This window comes from Maritimibacter sp., from assembly GCF_016774595.1.
Classification (GTDB): domain Bacteria; phylum Pseudomonadota; class Alphaproteobacteria; order Rhodobacterales; family Rhodobacteraceae; genus Maritimibacter; species Maritimibacter alkaliphilus.
In genome coordinates this window covers 1,674,023-1,693,166 of the sequence record NZ_JACBWT010000001.1, presented here as the reverse complement: position 1 = coordinate 1,693,166, position 19,144 = coordinate 1,674,023, and the positions used below count along the sequence as shown (strand labels likewise).

Sequence of the window (19,144 nt, the reverse complement as noted above, 5' to 3'; positions counted from 1 at the left end):
AACTCGCGAGAAGTAGCGCGAAGCCGTCGAGGTGACTAGAGTATGAGCATGGAACAGATCTCGGAAGACGGACCCAACGACACGCTCCAGATTCGCCTCGTCCGCGATTCGGACTCGGGCGAATGGTTCGCCGAGCAGATCGACATCAACCGCGGCGACGTCCATCACCGCATCGGATTTCGTAACAACCTGCCGCTTGCGCAGGCCTTCGTTCCGCAGTTTCTGGGCGAGTTGCAGCCCTACCTGCCGGACGGGCCGGCGAAGGGCGTGATGGCCGATAGTTCCGCGCTCATCGAAATCCCCGGTTTGGTGCTCGGCGGCATCCGCGTCATCGCGCAGTCGGTCGTCACCGGCATTCAGTCGCTGACCATCCGCTTCATTCGGGCGCTGGGCGCGCTTCAGGCGGTCCTTCTGCCCAAGTATCGGACCGAGACGGATATGTTCGCCAAACTCGAAGGGGCGGCGGCCCATACGCTCTTGTCGCTTCTGCACCCCGCGCTCGATCTTGCAGACGTCGGGCCACCGACCACCCTCAGCCGCAATGTGATGGAGCAGGTCGCCGAAAGGCTGGAAGTGCTTGCGCGCAACCGGAACGAGATCGGGTTCTTCGCGGTCCTGCTGCAACGCTATCTGCGCAATGCCCCCGACCTCGACCTTGCGGCCCGGCAGATCGCGGCCCAGACAAACGCTATCGGACGGTATTGAGCGTTTCCGCATCGGCCCGTTCAGCGGGCACGTCCCGTGAGGATCAATCTGCGGCGAACGCCCGACAAAGCGGATGATCCGGGTCTTTGAGCCCGTCGATCACATCGAAGTGGTGACGCCCCGGATCGGCGACGAGCGGTATGTTCCACGCTTCGGCGAGTAGCGCGGCTTGACGCAGGAACTCCGGCCGTTCCCGTGCGCCGACCCATGCCGTCACCTCCACCTTCCCGCGCTTGTCGCCCAGCGCGGGACTTTCCGCCGCCGCCTCATCGGCATCGAGGCGCAGAGCCTCGTTCATCGAATTCCGCCGAAGCGGGCGCAGATCGTGCAGGCCCGAGATCGAGACGACCCGTTCGACCCGGTCGGCAACCGCTGCGGGCAGGGGGGTAGACCCCGAAACCATGCGGGTGACCAGATGGCCGCCTGCCGAATGTCCGGTCAGCCGGATCGGCCCCGCAATCCGCTCGCCCGCCGCAGCAATGGCGCTCGCGATGTCATTGGAGATTTCCGAAATCTGCACCTCGGGCGCCAAGCGGTAACTCGGCATCGCGACGGCCCAGCCATGTGCCAACGCGCCTTCAGCCAGATCCGACCAGAACGATTTGTCGAACCTGAGCCAGTAGCCGCCATGCACGATGACCGCCAACCCGCGTGGTGTGCCGGTCGGGTGGAACAGATCGAACACCTGCCTGTCATGATCGCCATAGGGAATGTCGAACGCGGCGGACGCGCTCTTGCGGAACGCCTCGGCCCGCTCGGTCCAGAGATCGGGGAAGGTTTCGCCGCCGTCGATGCGGCCGGCATTCACGAAGGCTTCTTCCCAGTCGATTTCGGTGTCCGCCACTGCACTGCCCATCGCCGCACCCCTCTCGCACGCTCTGCCTCAGGCTATAGTGCAAACATAAATATTTCAAGCTTGAAGTATTTTTGACAAGGCGTAAGCTTTGGGTGAGTCGGGGCCTGATCCCGGCATTGGGAAAGGAGCGCCACGATGCGGATCGCCTGTCTGGGTGGTGGACCCGCCGGTCTCTACTTCGCGATTTCGATGAAGCTGCGCGACCCGTCGCACGAGATCGTCGTGATGGAGCGAAACCGTGCCAACGACACGTTCGGCTGGGGCGTGGTTCTCAGCGACGACGCGCTGGAAAACCTCGAAGCGAACGATCCGAAAAGCGCGCAGCAGATCCGCGATCACTTCGCCTACTGGGACGATATCGCGGTGATTCATGGCGGCGTGCGAACAGTGTCTGGTGGCCACGGCTTCGCGGGGATCGGCCGCAAGCAGATGTTGGTGCTCCTACAGGAGCGGGCGCGCGAGCTTGGGGTCGACTTGCGGTTCGAAACCCAATTCGACGATGTCGAGGCGATCCGAAAGGACTATGACCTCGTGGTCGGCTGCGACGGCCTGAACTCCCGCGTGCGGGCCACCTATGCCGACACGTTCAAACCGGACGTGGACACCCGGAAGTGCAAGTTCGTCTGGCTCGGCACACATCAGAAATTCGACGACGCCTTCACCTTCATCTTCGAAAAGACCGAACATGGCTGGGTCTGGGCCCATGCCTATCAATTCGACGCCGACACCGCGACCTTCATCGTCGAATGCTCGCAGGAGACATGGGATCGCTTCGGCTTCGAAGACATGACCAAGGACGAGACGGTCGAAACCTGCCGCCGCATCTTCGAGCGTCATCTCGACGGTCACGCGCTGATGTCGAACGCGGGCCACCTGCGCGGCTCGGCGGTCTGGATCAACTTCCCCCGCGTGCTCTGCGAACGCTGGCACCATGAGAACGTGGTGCTTCTGGGCGACGCCTCGGCCACCGCGCATTTCTCGATCGGTTCCGGCACGCGGCTTGCCTTCGACAGTGCCATCGCGCTGGCGGAATTCCTGCATCGCGAGCCGACGATGGAGCGTGCGTTCGAGCGGTACCAGGGCGAGCGGCGGCTCGACGTCCTGCGCCTTCAATCGGCGGCGCGCAACTCTCTTGAATGGTTCGAGGACGTCGAGCGGTATCTCGATCTCGACCCGGTGCAGTTCAACTATTCGCTCCTGACGCGGTCGCAGCGGATCAGCCACGAAAACCTCCGCCTGCGCGATCCCGATTGGCTGCAAAGCGCGGAACGCTGGTTCGCGATGCGCGCGGGCGTGGACGGAAACGCGCCGGTCCGCGCGCCGATGTTCACACCGTTCAAGCTGCGCGACATGGAGCTGAAGAACCGCATCGTCGTGTCGCCCATGGCGCAATACAAAGCCCAGGACGGCACGCCGACCGACTGGCACCTCGTCCATCTTGGCGAGCGCGCCAAGGGTGGGGCGGGGCTGGTGTTCACCGAAATGACCTGCGTGTCCCCCGCGGGCCGGATCACGCCGGGCTGCCCCGGACTTTACGCGCCGGAGCATGAAGCGGCGTGGTCCCGGATCGTGGAGTTCGTCCATGCGGAAACCGATGCCCGCATCTGCTGCCAGATCGGGCACTCGGGCCGCAAAGGCTCCACCAATCTCGGGTGGGAGGGGATGGATGCCCCCTTGGCGTCGGGCAACTGGGATCTGATCTCGGCCTCGGCGATCCCGTGGTCCGAAGACAACGCCACGCCACGGGAAATGACCCGCGCGGACATGGATGAGGTCCGCGATCAGTTCGTGGCTTCCACCGAAATGGCCGCACGGGCGGGGTTCGACATGATCGAACTGCACGCGGCGCACGGCTATCTATTGTCCTCGTTCATCTCGCCGACCTCGAACACACGCACGGACGACTACGGCGGGTCGCTGGACAACCGCCTGCGCTTTCCTCTCGAGGTGTTCAAAGCGATGCGGGCGGTTTGGCCGGCGGGCAAACCCATGTCTGTCCGCATCTCGGCGCACGACTGGGTGGGCGAGGCCGGGGTGACGCCCGAAGAAGCCGTCGAAATCGCGCGTGCGTTCGATCTGGCCGGGGCCGACCTGATCGACGTGTCGGCCGGCCAGACCTCGACCGAAGCGCAGCCCGTCTATGGCCGCATGTTCCAGACGCCGTTTTCCGACCGGATCAAGAACGCGGCGGGGATCACGACCATGGCGGTCGGCAACATATACGAAGCCGACCACGCCAATTCCATCCTCATGGCTGGGCGCGCCGATCTGGTCGCCATCGCCCGCCCGCACCTCGCCGATCCCTATTGGACCCTGCACGAAGCCACCCGCGTCGGTGATCGTGCCGAGGTATGGCCGCTGCCCTATCTCGCCGGGCGCGATCAGGCTTGGCGACTGGCCGACCGCGATGCCGAGGCGGCACAGGTATGAGCCTTAAGGGTCGTCATATCGTGGTCACAGGCGGCGGAACGGGTGTCGGCGCCGCGACCGCGCAGGCGCTCGCGCGAGATGGTGCCATGGTCACGGTCATGGGCCGGACCGAGGCGCCGCTGGTCGAACAGGGTCTGCCTTACCAGATCTGCGATGTCACCGACGCCGAAGCGGTCGCTGCGGCCTTTGACAAGGCGCGCGATCAGTCGGGGCCGATAAATGGAGTCGTGGCCAATGCGGGCATGGCCGAAAGCGCCCCGTTCGCGCGTATGACCCCCGACCTCATGTCGCGGACGCTGGCGGTCAACGTCATCGGCACGTCGAACGTCTGGCAGGCCGCGCTTGCCGACATGAGGGCCGCAGGATGGGGCCGGATGGTCGCCATCGCGTCGAGCGCGGGGCTAAAGGGTTACCCATACGTCTCGGCCTATTGCGCGGCCAAGCATGGGGTCGTTGGCCTGACCCGTGCTCTTGCGCTGGAACTGGCGAAAACGTCCATCACCGTCAACGCCGTCTGCCCCGGCTTCATCGACACGCCGATGCTGGATCGGTCGGTCGAGAACATCGTCAAGACCACGGGCATGAGCGACGAGGCCGCCCGCGCCTCGCTTTCGGCCAACAACCCGCAAGGGCGGTTCATCAAGACGGATGAGGTCGCGGGCGCGGTGCTCTGGCTCATGTCCGACGTGGCCCGTTCGGTGAACGGCCATACGCTTTCGATCACGGGGGGTGAAGCATGACGGCGGACGCAGGGCAACGCCCATCGCAAACCCTCTCCAAGGAACGTCTTCGGCTGTGGCTGAAGCTGCTCAAGGCCAGTGGCATGATCGAGGAAGAGGTGCGCCGACGCCTGCGCCGGGATTTCGACTGGACCCTGCCGCGCTTCGACGTGATGTCCGCGCTCCACCGCCACCCGGACGGGCTGAAGATGAGCGAGATTTCCCGGCTCCTGCGTGTGTCCAACGGAAACATCACCGGCATCGTCGACAAGCTGACCGACGAGGGGCTGGCGCTGCGCGTTTCGGTCGCGGGCGACCGGCGGGCGAACCTGATCCGCCTGACCCCGAAAGGGCGCGCGCTTTTTGCCGACCACGCCGCCGTGCACGAGGGCTGGATCGACGAACTGCTCGGCTCGGTCGACGCGGACGGCATCGCCAACATGACCGCCTGGCTCGACGAACTGACGACACACCACGAGGAGGAGACCTGACATGCGCACCGACGTGTCCCATTTCAAATGCGAGATCGACGGGGCCATCGCCACCGTCTCGCTCGACCGGCCCGAGCGGAAGAACCCGCTGACCTTCGACAGCTACGCCGAGATGCGCGACTGGTTTCGTGAGCTTCACTACGACGACGAGGTGAAGGCGGTGATCCTTGCGCCGAACGGCGGGAATTTCTCGTCCGGCGGCGATGTGCGCGACATCATCGGGCCGCTCACCAAGATGACGATGAAGGAACTTTTGACCTTCACGCGAATGACCGGCGATCTGGTCAAAGCCATGATCGGATGCGGCAAGCCCATCATCGCGGCGGTCGACGGCGTGTCGGCGGGTGCAGGCGCGATCATCGCCATGGCCTCGGACCTGCGGATTTCGACGCCGTCATCAAAGACCGCGTTCCTGTTCAACCGCGTCGGCCTTGCGGGCTGCGACATGGGCGCTTGCGCCATGCTGCCCCGGATCATCGGTCAGGGCCGCGCGTCCGAGCTTTTGTATCTGGGCCGCTCCATGACAGCCGAAGAAGGCCATGCATGGGGCTATTTCAACGCGGTCGTCGAGCCGGACGCGCTGATGGACGAGGCGCGCAAGATGGCGGGCCGGATCGCGTCAGGGCCGACGTTCTCGAACATGATGACCAAGACGATGCTGGCGCAGGAATGGTCGATGAGCCTCGATCAGGCGATTGAGGCCGAGGCGCAGGCGCAAGCGATCTGCATGCAGGGGCAGGATTTCACCCGCGCCTACGAGGCGTTCATCGCGGGCCAAACGCCCGTGTTCGAGGGCGACTGATGGCCGACACGAGCTATCTCGACTGGCCGTTCTTCGAGCCGCGCCACCGCGACCTCGCCGCACGGCTTGAGGATTGGGCGGCGTCCAACCTGAGTCAGATTGACCACTCTGACACCGACACCGCCTGCCGCGCGCTGGTGCAGGCCTTGGGTGATGCGGGCTTTCTGGAGCATTCCGCCAGCGAGACAGTCGACCTCGACGTGCGAAGCCTCGCCCTGATCCGCGAAACGCTCGCCCGCCACGATGGCCTCGCCGATTTCGCGTTTGCGATGCAGGGATTGGGCACCGGGGCGCTCACCCTGTTCGGGAGCGATGAGCAGAAGGCCGCATGGCTGCCAAAGACGCGCAGCGGTCAGGCGATTTCGGCCTTCGCTCTGACGGAACCCGGATCGGGGTCCGACGTGGCCAGTTCCACGATGACCGCCACCCGCGACGGTGACGCTTACATCCTTAACGGCGAAAAGACGTGGATCTCCAACGGCGGGATCGCCGATGTCTACACGCTCTTTGCCCGCACCGGCGAGGCGCCGGGGGCCAATGGGCTGTCGTGCTTCATCGTCACCCCGGACCTGCCGGGGTTCGAGGTGGCCGAACGGCTGGAAACCATCGCGCCCCATCCGCTCGCCACGCTGCGGTTCAGAGACTGCCGGGTGCCCGCGTCGGCGATGATCGGTGGCCCCGGCGAGGGGTTCCGCATCGCGATGTCGGTGCTCGACGTGTTCCGCGCCTCGGTCGCTGCCGCCGCGCTCGGGTTCGCCCGCCGCGCGCTGGACGAGTCGCTAAACCGCGTGACCACCCGCCGCGTGCAGGGCGCGCCGCTGGCCGAGCTTCAGATGGTGCAGGGGCATATCGCCGACATGGCGCTCGACATCGACGCCGCCGCGCTTCTCGTCTACCGCGCCGCGTGGACCAAGGATTCCGGCGCGCCGCGCGTCACCCGCGAGGCTGCGATGGCGAAGCTCTTCGCCACCGATCAGGCGCAGAAAGTCATCGATACGGCGGTGCAGCTTCACGGCGGCGACGGCGTCCGCTCTGGCAGCGCCGTCGAGACACTTTACCGCGAAATCAGAGCGTTACGCATCTACGAGGGCGCCTCCGACGTTCAGCGCGTCGTCATCGCCCGCCAGACGCTCGCACAACACCACAGGGGTTAGCCATGCTTGGTCCGTCCGCGCATATCGACACGTTCACACGCGACAGTCTGCCGCCCGCGGACAGTTGGCCGGACCTGATGCTGGACGGGTTCGAGTATCCCGAGACGCTCAACGCGGGCTATGAACTGACCGACGCGATGGTCGCCAAAGGGTTTGGCGATCATGTGGCGCTGATCGGGAACGGGCGGCAGCGGACCTATAAGGAACTGGCCGACTGGACCAACCGGCTGGCCCATGTGCTGGTCGAGGATTTCAAGGTGAAACCCGGCAACCGCGTGCTGATCCGCTCGGCCAACAATCCCGCGATGGTGGCCGCCTGGCTTGCCGCGACCAAGGCGGGTGCGGTCGTGGTCAACACCATGCCGATGCTGCGGGCGGGGGAACTCGCGAAATACGTCGAGACGGCGCAGATCAAACTGGCGCTCTGCGACACGCGGCTTATGGACGAGATGATCCTTTGCGCCAAGGCGAGCGACATTCTGGAAACTGTGGTGGGGTTCGACGGCACCTCGAACCATGACGCCGAGCTCGACCGTTTGGCGCTTGAAAAGCCGGTCACGTTCGATGCCGTTCCGACCGCCTCGGACGATGTGGCGCTGATCGGTTTCACGTCGGGGTCGACGGGAACGCCCAAGGGCACGATGCATTTCCACCGCGATCTGCTGATTATCGCGGATGGCTATGCGAAAGAGGTTCTGTCGGTCGTGCCCGAGGACATCTTCGTCGGCTCGCCGCCGCTTGCCTTTACCTTCGGGCTTGGCGGCCTCGCGATCTTTCCGCTGCGCTTCGGGGCGACGGCGACTCTGCTTGAAAACGCCTCGCCCCCGAACATGATCGAGATCATCCAGAAATACCGCGCGACCGTGTGTTTCACCGCGCCCACCGCCTACCGCGTGATGCTGCGGGCGATGGACGAGGGCGCGGACCTGTCGTCCTTGCGCGCGGCTGTTTCTGCGGGCGAGACGCTGCCGGGCCCGGTCTACGACGAATGGCAGGAAAAGACCGGCAAGCCGATGCTCGACGGGATCGGCGCGACCGAGATGCTGCACATCTTCATCACCAATCGCTTCGACGATCACAAACGGGCCTGCACGGGCAAACCCGTCACGGGCTACGAGGCCAAGGTGATCGGACCGGAGGGTGAAGACCTGCCAGCCGGCGAGATCGGGCGCCTTGCCGTACGTGGCCCGACCGGCTGCCGCTATCTGGGCGGTCACCGGCAGGAGGAATACGTGGTCGATGGCTGGAACATCACCGGCGACGCCTTCGTGCAGGACGAAGACGGGTATTTCCACTTCGCGGCCCGCAACGACGACATGATCGTCTCGTCCGGCTACAACATCGCGGGGCCAGAGGTCGAAGCCGCGCTTCTGTCGCATGACGCCGTGCTGGAATGCGCCGTGATCGGCGTGCCGGACGACGAACGCGGCCAAATCGTCGAGGCGCATGTGGTGCTGACCGAGGGCGCGACGGACGACGCGCTGATGGTCAAGACCCTTCAGGACCACGTTAAGGCGCAGATCGCCCCCTACAAATACCCCCGCAGCGTGCGGTTCACCGAGGCGCTTCCAAAGACGGAAAGCGGGAAAATCCAACGCTTCAAGCTGAAAGCCGACAGATGAGCAGCGACGCATACGATCCCGGCAGCGAAGGCGCCAAGATGGCGATGGCCGGGGCCATGTCCTATGGCGATTACCTCGACCTCGACACCCTGCTCGACCAGCAGAACCCGCTCTCCGGCGCGCATGACGAGTTGCTGTTCATTATCCAGCACCACACGAGCGAGCTTTGGATGAAGCTGATCCTGCACGAGATGCAGGCGGCCCGCGAAGCCCTAATCGCACGCGATCTGCCGCCGATGTTCAAGATGCTCGCCCGCGTGTCGCGCATCTTCGAGCAGCTCAATAACCAGTGGGACATCCTGCGCACGATGACCCCGTCGGACTACACCACCTTTCGCGAGGTGCTCGGCCCGTCCTCCGGGTTCCAGTCCTACCAATACCGGCTGATCGAATACGTCCTCGGCAACCGCAATCCGAACCTGCTGAAGCCACATGCCCATGTGCCAGAGGTGCACGCGAAGCTTGCCCGCGAACTCGAACGTCCGAGCCTTTATGACGAGGCGGTGCGGTTCCTGTTCGAAACGCTCGACGGAAACGACCGCGACATGCCCGCGCCGCAACTGACCCATCCGCATCAGGCGGTCGAGGCGATTCAGGAGCGGTGGGCGGCCGTCTATCGCGACGTGCGCGCGCATTGGACGCTTTACGAATTGGCCGAGAAACTGGTCGATCTCGAGGACTATTTCCGGCGCTGGCGCTTCAACCACGTCACCACGGTCGAACGGGTGATCGGCTTCAAACGCGGCACCGGCGGCACATCCGGCGTGACCTATCTGCGCAAGATGCTCGACGTCGAACTCTTTCCGGAACTCTGGCACCTGAGGGGTGAGCTATGACCGTCTTGCGCAAGGAATTGTTCCACCTTCCCGAGGGCGTCATTTACCTTGACGGCAACTCGCTCGGCCCGTTGCCCGTGAACGCCGAGGCCCGCGCGCGTGAGGTGATGACCCGCGAATGGGGGCAGGATCTGATCCGCGCGTGGAACATCGCCGACTGGATTTCGCTGCCCAAGAAGGTGGGCGACCGGATCGGCCGGATCATCGGCGCGCCGGAGGGCAGCGTCGCGACCGGCGATACCTTGTCGATCAAGGTCTATCAGGCGCTCGCCGCCGCCTTGAAGATGAAGCCGGATCGCCGCGTGATCCTGTCGGACAGCGGCAATTTCCCCACCGATCTTTACATGGCGCAGGGTCTGATCGGCACCATCGACAAAGGATATGAGCTTCGCACGCCCGCGCCCGAGGATGTCGTGGGTGCCATCACCGATGAGGTCGCAGTGGTCATGCTGACCCATGTCGATTACCGCACGGGCCGGATGCACGACATGGCCGCAATCACGCGCGCGGCCCATGCGGTCGGCGCGGTGATGATCTGGGATCTCGCCCATAGCGCCGGGGCGGTGCCGGTGGACATGGCCGGGTCGGGTGCCGAATTCGCGGTCGGCTGCACCTACAAATATCTGAACGGTGGCCCCGGTGCCCCGGCCTTCATCTATGCCCGCCCGGATATCGTCGAGACGGTTCAGCCCGCGCTCGCCGGTTGGATGGGCCATGAGGAGCCGTTCGCGATGGACCCGGACTACCGCCCCGCCATGTCGACCGAGCGCCTGCGCGTCGGCACGCCGCCGATCCTGCAACTGTCGGTTCTGGATGCCGCGCTCGATGCGTGGGACGGGCTTTCGATGGACGATGTCCGGGCGGCGTCGATCCGGCTGTCGGACCTGTTCATCGCCGAGGTCGAGCGGCTGTGTCCGACCCTGACGCTCGCCTCGCCGCGCGACGCGGGGGTTCGGGGCAGCCAGGTCTCGTTCCGGTTCGAGCACGGCTATTCCGCTATTCAGGCGCTGATCGACCGGGGGGTGATCGGCGACTTCCGCGCGCCCGACATCATGCGGTTCGGCTTTGCGCCGCTTTATCTGGACGAAGGCGATATTCGCGCGGCTGCTGAACACGTGGCGACCGTCATCAACGACAGCCTGTGGAACGATCCGAAATATCAGACGCGTTCGCGCGTGACATGACCCGAGGGCGTGGAGGAGAACCGATGAAACCTGAAACCATTCACCCCGAAGGCTGGGCGCCCGCTCTGGGCTATGCGAACGGGATGCATATGCCGGATGGGACGCTGCACATCGGCGGGCAGATCGGCTGGGACGCGCAAAAGGTTTTCGTCGAAGGCGGCTTTCTCGAACAGATGGAGCAGGCGCTGGCCAACATCGCAGCAATCGTCCGGGCGGCGGGCGGAGATGTGAGCGACGTGGGCCGGCTGACGTGGTTCGTGAAGGACAAGGCCGAATACCTCGCCCATCAGCGCGAGATCGGGGCGGCCTATCGTCGCATCTTCGGCAAACATTTCCCCGCCATGTCGCTGGTCGTCGTCAAAGATCTGGTCGAGGACGAGGCGCTGCTGGAGATCGAAGCCACGGCATTCGTCGCGCGATAGACGCGCGTCGGTCGCGTTCAATCTGGTTGCCGCTTAAGGGCGCCGCACATTCTTCTTCCCGACTGCGATGAGGCCGCTTCGGGGCCGCCGGGCGGCGGTTCGTGGAGGGCTGAGAGCCCAGCCCTGTAAGGCCTCGCACGCGGGGTGGGTGGCGATGAGCCTTGCGTCGTCGACCACCCAAGGGCGCGATGTCTGGCGCCGGCCTTTGCGCCGCTAGACCACCTTTCAAACGGCGACGTTCGCGTCCTCGATCCTACCTTCTCGCCGACCTTTCCACGGGCGCGTCGTCCACATGCCGTGGCGGCATTCGGCGGATTCCCACCCCCTCAACCGAAACACATTGACACATATCAATGTATGCATTTCCCATGAGCCTTAAGATTAAGTAAGTGACTAGTTACAAAATTAGCGACCCATCGCGTTCGCCAAGGAGGAAACGCCGTGACCACATACACATCACCCACGCATGTGTTTTCGATTGAAGACCTGACCGCGACATACTCAGGCGTACAGTATCCGGCCTTGCCCGGCATGCTCGATACGGCCGGAACCACTGTCGAGCCATACACCGACAGGGACGGAAACATCCTCTATGCGATCGACAGCGAGTTCGGGTTCTACATCGACGACTTCATCGGTGCGCTTGAAAAGGTGCTGGACGGCGATTTCGCCGAAGGGTTCGCCGGTAACGCTTTCGACGACGAGGGGAATCAGATCGGTATCGCCCTGCGCGACGCCGAAACCGACGTGTTCCTCTCCGGCGCGCCCTTCGGAACATGGTCGCTGGGCTTGGGCGGCAACACCGTCAAAGCGTCGACCGAGCATTACGAAACGATGGCCTCGGTCCTGTCGGATCAGGAATATCCCGGCGATCCGGGGGCGATTGGTCCGCTCGACGACGACCTCAAGATGCTGGACATCCGCCCGAGCGAGGTGACGCCGGGCACGTTCGACATCGGCCCCCTCAACAACGCCTATATCCACGAACTGATTCAGGCGCTTCAGGCCGCGATGGATTCGGCGGACCCCGGACTCGACACGGTTCTTTCCGACATCGACTTCGACCGTGACGGCGTGCTCGATACCTATCGCATCACCAAGACCACGGTGAATTTCGACGATGACGGCGACGGTATCGCGGACCCCATCGTGGTCGGCGCGGTCGATGTCGACAACGACGGCACCATCGACATCGTGGACAGCTTCCTGAACGGCTACGGCGGCGATGCCGACATCGTGGACCTGCTGGAACCCAACGAATCCAGCGTGACCTACAACATCGCCTACGGTCAGGATTACTCGGTCACGCTCAAGGACGATGGCAAGCTGCTTTACCGCTGGGGCGAGGCGGTCAAGCGGCCGAACGATATCCGGCTCGAAGTGGACATGCCGCTGCCCGAGGAATGGACGCGGGACGCCAACAACAACTCGATCATGGACGGTCTCGAAGGCAGCGGATTCACGATCACGCGGGCCGAACTGGTCATCACTCACGACATTACGAACAACCCGAACGATCAGGTCCGCCCTGAGGATTACGAGAACGAAGCGGCCATCGGTCGGCTTCCGTCCTTCTACATCGTCAAGGACCCGGACGACCCGACCAAGCTGCTCTGGGTTTCGCCGCTCGACAGCTTCGACGGGACGGGCGAGCCGCTTCCGAGCTACTTCATCCTCGACGCCGACGGCAACGTCGACCTCGCCGCGGGCGGCACGGCGGTCTACGACCCCGACGACGTTCTGGTGGGCTACCGCAACGAAGATGGCGGCGGCAACCCGGTCGGGACGGTCTTCCGCAGCGATGCGCTGGCCGAAATGAACGCGGCTGCCGGTCTGGATTTCATGACCGAAGACCTCGAGCACGGTTTCACCGAAGCGTGGTACACCACCACCGACCGCGAGCCGTTCGAATGGTCCTACGATCTGTTCCCGACCGATCCCTACAAGAACGTCTTCGAAAGCTTCCGCTCGCCCGATGACGCCGAAGATGCCGGGTTCACCGAGGATGCGCTGGTCTCCGGCCCGCGCTGGCGTTTGACCCCGAACAAGTTCGGGCAAGATCTGCCGGGGCTGGAAATTCCGCTCGAAGAAAATTCCGAGCCGCCCTACACCCGCGACAACATCAAGTACGACACCGGCGAAGTCATCACGACGACCCTGAACCTGCTCGACTGGGAAGGCGACTCGCCCCTTGCCAGCAGCCTCGGCTGGATGAGCATCGACATCGCGACGCTCGACGAGAATGCCGATGGCCTGATCGACGAAGGCTGGTCGATGGTCAACGGGTCGCTCGGGGCGGGGGATGCCGTTCCCACCGATCCGATCCTGACCGCCGTGACGCCCAATGGCGTGACGCTTGAATCCAGCTTCTTCGACGTTGCCGTCTACATGAAAGGCGACCGTCAGGACGACTCGATCATCTACGACATGGAACTCATCATCGAGTACGAATCCGATGCGGGCGACGTCATCGGGGCGGTTCAGAGCGTCGGCGGCGTGAATCATCAGACCCAGACCGTCAGCTATCAGGGCGGCACGACCTTCGACAACCCGGTGGTCTTCGCCTCGCTCGCCAGCCGCGTGGGCTGGGACATGGTGACGGTCGAATTCACCGACATCTCGGCGACCGGCGCAAGCTTCTACCTTGATGAACCCGAAGGTTACGATGGCACCCATGCCGCCGAAGAGGTGACGCTGGTCACCTTCGAAGAAGGCGTCTGGGAGCTCGCGGATGGCAGTTTGCTTCAGGTCGGCACGACGAACTTCGCTGCCGGAGCGACCGACGCATTCCACCGTGTCACCTTCGAACAGGCTTTCGACGAAGCACCCATCCTGCTGCTTCAGATCCAGTCCGACAACGGCGGCGAATGGGAGATCGTTCGCGCCCAGAACATCGGCGCCGATGGTTTCGATTTCGCAATCGAAGAACGGGAAGCCGCAGACGGGTGGCACACCTCGGAAGTCGTCGGCTGGGCCGCTCTCGATGCATCGGCGGCAGATGGTGTGATCGACTGGGGCGGCATCGGATCGCAGGCGTTTTCGACCGGCGATACCGTCTCGCACGAGATCGCGCCTTTCGCCTTGGACGCGGCGGTCGGGGCCGACCCGCTCGTGGCGGCCTTCCTTGCCAGCTACAACGGGGCGGATACGGCAAATGTCCGCACCACGGGCGTGACCTTCGACGGTTTGGTCGCCTCGGCCAACTTCAAGATCGACGAAGAAACCAGCCTGGATGCCGAACTCGAACATGCCTTCGAGGATGTGCACGGCTTTGCCTTCGAGCAGGCCGGATTGCTCACGGGCATGGAATACGTCGACCCCCTGCTCATCACCTGACGCAGGCGCGTGACACACAAGATCGGGCGGCCCGTCGTGGCCGCCCGAAGGTGTCCTGAACTGGGCGCCAGAATCGGGACGAACTGGAAAGGCCAGACACATGAGACTTGCAACAACCGCCGCCCTCGGCATGACCATTCTGACCGTCGCCTGCACGGAACAGACCCCCCGCGTGATCTACTCCGAGCCGGTTTTCAACAAATTCGGCGAGCCGTCCTGCCGCCCGCCTGATGTGCCGATCGGCGGGATCTACACTGCCGCCATGCCCACCTGCGATTCACGGTCCGTGGCCGTGGTCCCAGCCGGCACCCGGACCGCGACCGCGCCCACAGGCACCGCCACGTCGCCCACAACGGACGACGATGGGTCCGAGACGACAACGGACACGACGGACGGCACCGACCCCACTGACGATCCCACGGACCCGACAACGGGCGGAAGCGGAACGCAGAACCAGAACACCCAGTCCACGCAGAACTCGAACCGCAATACGTCGAGCACGCGAAACCAGTCGCAATCCAGTAGCGGGAACCCGTAGCGGCTGACCGGTTCCCGAACGCAACGCGGCATTGCGGCTGGCATTTGACGGGAGCCAAAGCCCCGCCGAGGACCAGCGACCTGTGGGCATTCATGTGACGTGGTGTGAGTGTATTTGCGCGGCAATCAGTTAGCGCGGAGACGGTTCGGCCCCGCAGGCTCAGACCGCCAGCGCAACACGCTCATTGATTCCTGTGTTCCAGAGCGAAGCGCCAGATGGATCAACGGATTTCTTAGGAGAAATGGTGCCCAGGAGAGGACTCGAACCTCCACGTCCATACAGACACCAGCACCTGAAGCTGGCGCGTCTACCAATTCCGCCACCTGGGCACAGGTGCGTGGAGCCGCGATGTAAGGCCCCGCGCAAACAGTGTCAACGGGATTCGCACACTTTCAATTCGCCTTGTTCCGGTTGACGCCGGGGGCTATGCAGGAACCCGTATTTACGAAGGAGATCGGGCATGTCGAAACTCGTGACCATCTACGGCGGTTCCGGCTTTGCGGGGCGCTATATCGCGCGGCGCATGGCCAAAGCAGGGTGGCGCGTTCGCGTTGCGGTGCGCCGACCGAACGAGGCGATCTTCGTGAAGCCCTATGGCACGGTCGGGCAGGTCGCGCCGATCCTGTGCAACATCCGCGACGACAACTCGGTGGCCGAAGCGATGACGGGCGCGGATGCGGTCGTGAACTGCGTGGGCACCTTCGACAAAGGCGGCAAGAACAACTTCGGCGCTGTTCAGGACGAGGGCGCCACGCGGATCGCGCGGCTGGCCGCCGAAAAAGGGATTGGGACGCTCGTCCACCTTTCCGCCATCGGCGCGGACACGGAGGGCGACAGCCTGTATGCGCAGTCCAAGGGGCGTGGCGAGGCGGGCATCCTCGAACATTTCCCCAACGCGGTGATCCTGCGCCCTTCGGTGATGTTCGGGCCCGAAGACAACTTCTTCAATCGGTTCGCGGGTATGACCCGCATGGGGCCGGTGCTTCCCATCGTCGGCGGCCAGACCCGGTTCCAGCCTGTGTTCGTCGATGACGTGGCCGCGGCCGCCGAAAAGGCGGTCAAGGACGAGGCCGCGCCGGGGATCTATGAGCTTGGCGGGCCGGACGTGCAGACCTTCCGCGAATTGATGCAGGATATGCTGACCGTCATTCAACGCCGCCGCATGATCGTGAACATTCCGTTCTGGATCGCGGGCGTGATGGGGACCGTTTTCGACGCCGGCTCTGCGATGACCGGGGGGCTCGTGTCGGCACCGCTTACGCGCGATCAGGTGACGTCGCTCAGGTCCGACAACGTGGTCGCCGAGGGCGCGAAAACCTTTGCAGATCTGGGCATCACGCCGACCGCGATGGAGGTGGTGCTGCCGCAATACCTGTGGCGTTTCCGCCAGACCGGGCAATATGCCGACATCACCGCCTCGGCGCGCAATCTGCGAACCTGAGCGCGTGGGACTTTGAACGCAGGGCCGATCCGAAAGGGTCGGCCTTATCGGTTCAGGTATAGGCGATGACGAGCAGTACGATCCCGAGGATCACGCGGTAGATCACGTATGGCGTGAAGCTGACCGAGCGCAGCAGCCGCATCATCAACGACAGTGCGAGCAGGGCGGCGACGAATGCCATGGCGGCGGCGATGGCCCCGTCCCGCAGAACCGCCCAGTCGGCTTCCGACGCGGCTTCCACGCCCAGAAGAAGACCGGACGCCATGATCGTCGGGATCGACATCAGCATGGCGAGCCGGGTGCCGTCCTCGCGCTTGTAACCCAGCGCCCGCGCGCCCGAGATGGTGGCGCCGGAGCGGGAGGTGCCGGGGATCAGGGCGAGCGCCTGCCACAGCCCCATGACGATTGCATCGCGCAGGGTCCAGTCCGCGTCGGTCTTTGTTTCGGCGCCTTTCTGGTCGACCCAGTAAAGCACGAGGCCGAAGATCAGCATCGTCCAGCCGATGACCGTGATCGACCGCATCGCGTCGGACAGCCCGGTGACGCTCAGGATCAGGCCGAGAGCGAGAACGGGGATCGTGGCGATCAGCAGGAGGAAGGCGAGCCGCGATCCCTTGGTGTCGATCCGGCCCGTCAACATGCGGGGGATACCGAAAAGCCCCTCTCGCACATCGGACCAGAAGTAGAGAACGACGGCGCCGAGCGTGCCCACGTGGACCGCGACGTCGATGACCTGACCCTGATCCTCGAGCCCGGTGAGATTCGGCAGAAGAATCAGGTGACCGGAGGAGGAAACCGGAAGAAACTCGGTAAGTCCCTGAATGACAGCGACAATAAACAGGTGGAAGAGCGACATGCCTGCTGCCTCGGGTTTGGAAGTTGCCCAAAGCTAACCATTTGGAAAGTAATGGAAAGCGGAAATATAGGTCAGCATAAGTTACTTAAAAATTCTCCAAACGATCAGAAAAACACGCTACCTTGGGCGATATGATCGTTTTTAGGTCAGTAATTATGCCTTTTCTTTTTCGGAAACCCTGCTAGATAGGCGGCTCGAAGACGGAGGACGTGATGGCCAAGCAGCCGATGTTGAAATTCGTGACTGTTCAGCGAGACATGCCCGAAAAGCGTGGCGCGGAACTACGTCGTGAAGACTTTCACGAGATTTATGCAGAGTTCGCGGATGCGAAGGCAGCCGAGCAATCGGCGCGGTGCAGCCAGTGCGGTGTGCCGTACTGCCAAAGCCACTGCCCGCTTCACAACAATATCCCCGACTGGCTGCGCATGACCGCGACCGGACGGCTCAAGGAAGCCTACGAAATATCGCAGGCGACCAACACCTTCCCGGAAATCTGCGGTCGCATCTGCCCGCAGGATCGTCTGTGCGAAGGCAATTGCGTGATCGAGCAGTCGGGTCACGGCACCGTCACCATCGGTGCGGTCGAGAAATACATCACCGACACGGCGTTTGAAAAAGGCTGGGTCGAAGACATCAAGCCCGCCGCCGAGCGCGGTGAGAGCGTCGGCATCATCGGGGCCGGCCCCGGCGGCCTTGCCGCCGCCGACCGTTTGCGCCGCGCAGGTGTGCAGGTCACCGTCTATGACCGCTACGACCGCTCCGGCGGGCTGCTGACCTACGGCATCCCCGGCTTCAAGCTGGAGAAAGACATCGTCATGCGCCGCAACGAGCAACTTGAAAAGGGCGGTGTGGATTTCGTGATGAACTGCAACGTCGGCGAGGACATCAGCTTTGCCGAGCTGCGCGAGAAACATGATGCCGTGCTCATCGCCACGGGTGTCTACAAGACCCGCGATCTGTCCGGCCCCGGCGCGGGCAGCGCGGGAATCGTGCGCGCCATCGACTATCTCACCGCGTCGAACAAGGCGTCCTTCGGTGACGAGGTTGCCGAGCACAAGGACGGCTCGCTTTGGGCCGAGGGCAAGAAGGTCGTCGTGATCGGCGGTGGCGATACCGCGATGGATTGCGTGCGCACCGCGATCCGTCAGGGTGCCACGAGCGTCAAATGCCTTTATCGCCGCGACCGCGACAACATGCCCGGCTCGCAGCGTGAGGTTGCCAATGCCGAGGAAGAAGGCGTGGAATTCGTCTGGCTTTCCAACCCGAAGGGGTTCCACGGCGACCCGGTGACGGGTGTCGTGGTGCAGCGGATGCGGCTGGGTCAGCCCGACGCCACCGGCCGCCGCTCGCCCGAGGCGATCGAAGGCGCGGAATACGTCGAAGAGGCCGATCTGGTCATAAAAGCGCTGGGTTTCGAGCCCGAGGATCTGCCGTCGCTTTGGGAACAGCCTGAGCTTCCGGTGACCCGCTGGGGGACGATCAAGGCTGATTTTCGCACCGGCGCGACCGACATGGATGGGGTCTACGCAGTGGGCGACATCGTGCGCGGTGCCTCGCTCGTCGTGTGGGCGATCAAGGACGGCCGCGACGCCGCCGACGCGATGCTCAAGCGGTTCAACGCCGCGGCGGCAAGCGTCGCTGCGGAGTGAGGAACGGCGTGCACAGCGGGCAAAAACGCTGTGCACAGGGACGAAACACGGCACTTCGGAAATGTCAGCGCACCTGACCCGGTCAAAGCCAAAGGTAAAGGAG

General features: G+C 63.8%; 16 protein-coding genes and 1 tRNA gene. 14 read left to right on the top strand and 3 right to left on the bottom strand.

Annotation, left to right across the window (positions count from 1 at the left end):
• The first annotated feature begins 42 nt into the window (after positions 1–42).
• Positions 43–705 (top strand): hypothetical protein, encoded by a 663-nt coding sequence (locus HOY44_RS08650; RefSeq protein WP_040884990.1) that lies wholly within the window; start codon positions 43–45, stop codon positions 703–705.
• Between the two features lie 43 nt (positions 706–748).
• Here HOY44_RS08650 and HOY44_RS08645 read toward each other — a convergent pair whose 3' ends face one another.
• Positions 749–1,561 (bottom strand): hormone-sensitive lipase, encoded by an 813-nt coding sequence (locus HOY44_RS08645; RefSeq protein WP_287434287.1) that lies wholly within the window; start codon positions 1,559–1,561, stop codon positions 749–751.
• Between the two features lie 135 nt (positions 1,562–1,696).
• Between HOY44_RS08645 and HOY44_RS08640 the strand changes: the two genes are divergently transcribed.
• The 11 genes from HOY44_RS08640 to HOY44_RS08590 all read left to right on the top strand — a co-directional run bounded on the left by HOY44_RS08640 (position 1,697) and on the right by HOY44_RS08590 (position 15,095).
• The gene (locus HOY44_RS08640) at positions 1,697–3,991 is read left to right on the top strand and encodes a bifunctional salicylyl-CoA 5-hydroxylase/oxidoreductase (protein ID WP_287434286.1); all 2,295 of its coding nucleotides are present in this window, start codon (positions 1,697–1,699) and stop codon (positions 3,989–3,991) included.
• Positions 3,988–4,731, top strand: coding sequence for an SDR family NAD(P)-dependent oxidoreductase (locus tag HOY44_RS08635; protein ID WP_287434285.1), 744 nt, complete (start codon positions 3,988–3,990; stop codon positions 4,729–4,731). Before HOY44_RS08640 ends, HOY44_RS08635 begins: the two co-directional genes overlap by 4 nt.
• Positions 4,728–5,201: a MarR family winged helix-turn-helix transcriptional regulator gene (locus tag HOY44_RS08630; protein ID WP_040884994.1), complete on the top strand. Its 474-nt coding sequence runs from the start codon at positions 4,728–4,730 to the stop codon at positions 5,199–5,201. The genes HOY44_RS08635 and HOY44_RS08630 overlap by 4 nt, the downstream gene beginning before the upstream one ends.
• Before the next feature lies 1 nt (position 5,202).
• Positions 5,203–6,003 (top strand): enoyl-CoA hydratase family protein, encoded by an 801-nt coding sequence (locus tag HOY44_RS08625; protein ID WP_287434284.1) that lies wholly within the window; start codon positions 5,203–5,205, stop codon positions 6,001–6,003.
• The gene (locus HOY44_RS08620) at positions 6,003–7,157 is read left to right on the top strand and encodes an acyl-CoA dehydrogenase family protein (RefSeq protein ID WP_287434283.1); all 1,155 of its coding nucleotides are present in this window, start codon (positions 6,003–6,005) and stop codon (positions 7,155–7,157) included. The genes HOY44_RS08625 and HOY44_RS08620 overlap by 1 nt, the downstream gene beginning before the upstream one ends.
• Positions 7,158–7,159: 2 nt before the next feature.
• A complete protein-coding gene (locus tag HOY44_RS08615; RefSeq protein ID WP_287434282.1) occupies positions 7,160–8,779 on the top strand; it encodes an AMP-binding protein in 1,620 nt (539 codons plus the stop codon).
• Entirely contained in the window at positions 8,776–9,615 is an 840-nt protein-coding gene (locus tag HOY44_RS08610; protein WP_287434281.1) for a tryptophan 2,3-dioxygenase, read from the top strand. Before HOY44_RS08615 ends, HOY44_RS08610 begins: the two co-directional genes overlap by 4 nt.
• On the top strand, positions 9,612–10,799 hold the full coding sequence (kynU, locus tag HOY44_RS08605) for a kynureninase (RefSeq protein ID WP_287434280.1): 1,188 nt from the start codon (positions 9,612–9,614) through the stop codon (positions 10,797–10,799). Before HOY44_RS08610 ends, kynU begins: the two co-directional genes overlap by 4 nt.
• A gap of 23 nt (positions 10,800–10,822) precedes the next feature.
• Complete coding sequence (locus HOY44_RS08600; protein WP_287434279.1) at positions 10,823–11,221, top strand: RidA family protein; 399 nt, start codon at positions 10,823–10,825, stop codon at positions 11,219–11,221.
• A gap of 441 nt (positions 11,222–11,662) precedes the next feature.
• Positions 11,663–14,557 carry an H-type lectin domain-containing protein gene (locus HOY44_RS08595; protein WP_287434278.1) on the top strand — a complete coding sequence of 965 codons (2,895 nt, stop codon included), beginning with the start codon at positions 11,663–11,665 and terminating at the stop codon, positions 14,555–14,557.
• A 100-nt stretch (positions 14,558–14,657) separates the two neighbouring features.
• Complete coding sequence (locus HOY44_RS08590; protein WP_287434277.1) at positions 14,658–15,095, top strand: hypothetical protein; 438 nt, start codon at positions 14,658–14,660, stop codon at positions 15,093–15,095.
• 242 nt (positions 15,096–15,337) lie between these two features.
• Here the strand turns inward: HOY44_RS08590 and HOY44_RS08585 are convergent.
• Positions 15,338–15,424 (bottom strand) — tRNA-Leu (locus HOY44_RS08585).
• A gap of 131 nt (positions 15,425–15,555) precedes the next feature.
• On the opposite strand from HOY44_RS08585, the gene HOY44_RS08580 reads away from it, so the two are divergent.
• Positions 15,556–16,536: a complex I NDUFA9 subunit family protein gene (locus HOY44_RS08580; protein WP_287434276.1), complete on the top strand. Its 981-nt coding sequence runs from the start codon at positions 15,556–15,558 to the stop codon at positions 16,534–16,536.
• Between the two features lie 52 nt (positions 16,537–16,588).
• Here HOY44_RS08580 and HOY44_RS08575 read toward each other — a convergent pair whose 3' ends face one another.
• The gene (locus tag HOY44_RS08575; protein ID WP_287434275.1) at positions 16,589–17,392 is read right to left on the bottom strand and encodes an undecaprenyl-diphosphate phosphatase; all 804 of its coding nucleotides are present in this window, start codon (positions 17,390–17,392) and stop codon (positions 16,589–16,591) included.
• 212 nt (positions 17,393–17,604) lie between these two features.
• Between HOY44_RS08575 and HOY44_RS08570 the strand changes: the two genes are divergently transcribed.
• A complete protein-coding gene (locus tag HOY44_RS08570; protein WP_287434274.1) occupies positions 17,605–19,041 on the top strand; it encodes an NAD(P)-dependent oxidoreductase in 1,437 nt (478 codons plus the stop codon).
• Positions 19,042–19,144: the final 103 nt, after the last annotated feature.

Bases quoted from the DNA above. Each gene is read 5' to 3' on its own strand.
- HOY44_RS08650 (WP_040884990.1), top strand. From the start codon at position 43: ATGAGCATGGAACAGATCTCGGAAGACGGACCCAACGACACGCTCCAG.
- HOY44_RS08645 (WP_287434287.1), bottom strand. From the start codon at position 1,561: ATGGGCAGTGCAGTGGCGGACACCGAAATCGACTGGGAAGAAGCCTTC.
- HOY44_RS08640 (WP_287434286.1), top strand. From the start codon at position 1,697: ATGCGGATCGCCTGTCTGGGTGGTGGACCCGCCGGTCTCTACTTCGCG.
- HOY44_RS08635 (WP_287434285.1), top strand. From the start codon at position 3,988: ATGAGCCTTAAGGGTCGTCATATCGTGGTCACAGGCGGCGGAACGGGT.
- HOY44_RS08630 (WP_040884994.1), top strand. From the start codon at position 4,728: ATGACGGCGGACGCAGGGCAACGCCCATCGCAAACCCTCTCCAAGGAA.
- HOY44_RS08625 (WP_287434284.1), top strand. From the start codon at position 5,203: ATGCGCACCGACGTGTCCCATTTCAAATGCGAGATCGACGGGGCCATC.
- HOY44_RS08620 (WP_287434283.1), top strand. From the start codon at position 6,003: ATGGCCGACACGAGCTATCTCGACTGGCCGTTCTTCGAGCCGCGCCAC.
- HOY44_RS08615 (WP_287434282.1), top strand. From the start codon at position 7,160: ATGCTTGGTCCGTCCGCGCATATCGACACGTTCACACGCGACAGTCTG.
- HOY44_RS08610 (WP_287434281.1), top strand. From the start codon at position 8,776: ATGAGCAGCGACGCATACGATCCCGGCAGCGAAGGCGCCAAGATGGCG.
- kynU (WP_287434280.1), top strand. From the start codon at position 9,612: ATGACCGTCTTGCGCAAGGAATTGTTCCACCTTCCCGAGGGCGTCATT.
- HOY44_RS08600 (WP_287434279.1), top strand. From the start codon at position 10,823: ATGAAACCTGAAACCATTCACCCCGAAGGCTGGGCGCCCGCTCTGGGC.
- HOY44_RS08590 (WP_287434277.1), top strand. From the start codon at position 14,658: ATGAGACTTGCAACAACCGCCGCCCTCGGCATGACCATTCTGACCGTC.
- HOY44_RS08580 (WP_287434276.1), top strand. From the start codon at position 15,556: ATGTCGAAACTCGTGACCATCTACGGCGGTTCCGGCTTTGCGGGGCGC.
- HOY44_RS08575 (WP_287434275.1), bottom strand. From the start codon at position 17,392: ATGTCGCTCTTCCACCTGTTTATTGTCGCTGTCATTCAGGGACTTACC.
- HOY44_RS08570 (WP_287434274.1), top strand. From the start codon at position 17,605: ATGGCCAAGCAGCCGATGTTGAAATTCGTGACTGTTCAGCGAGACATG.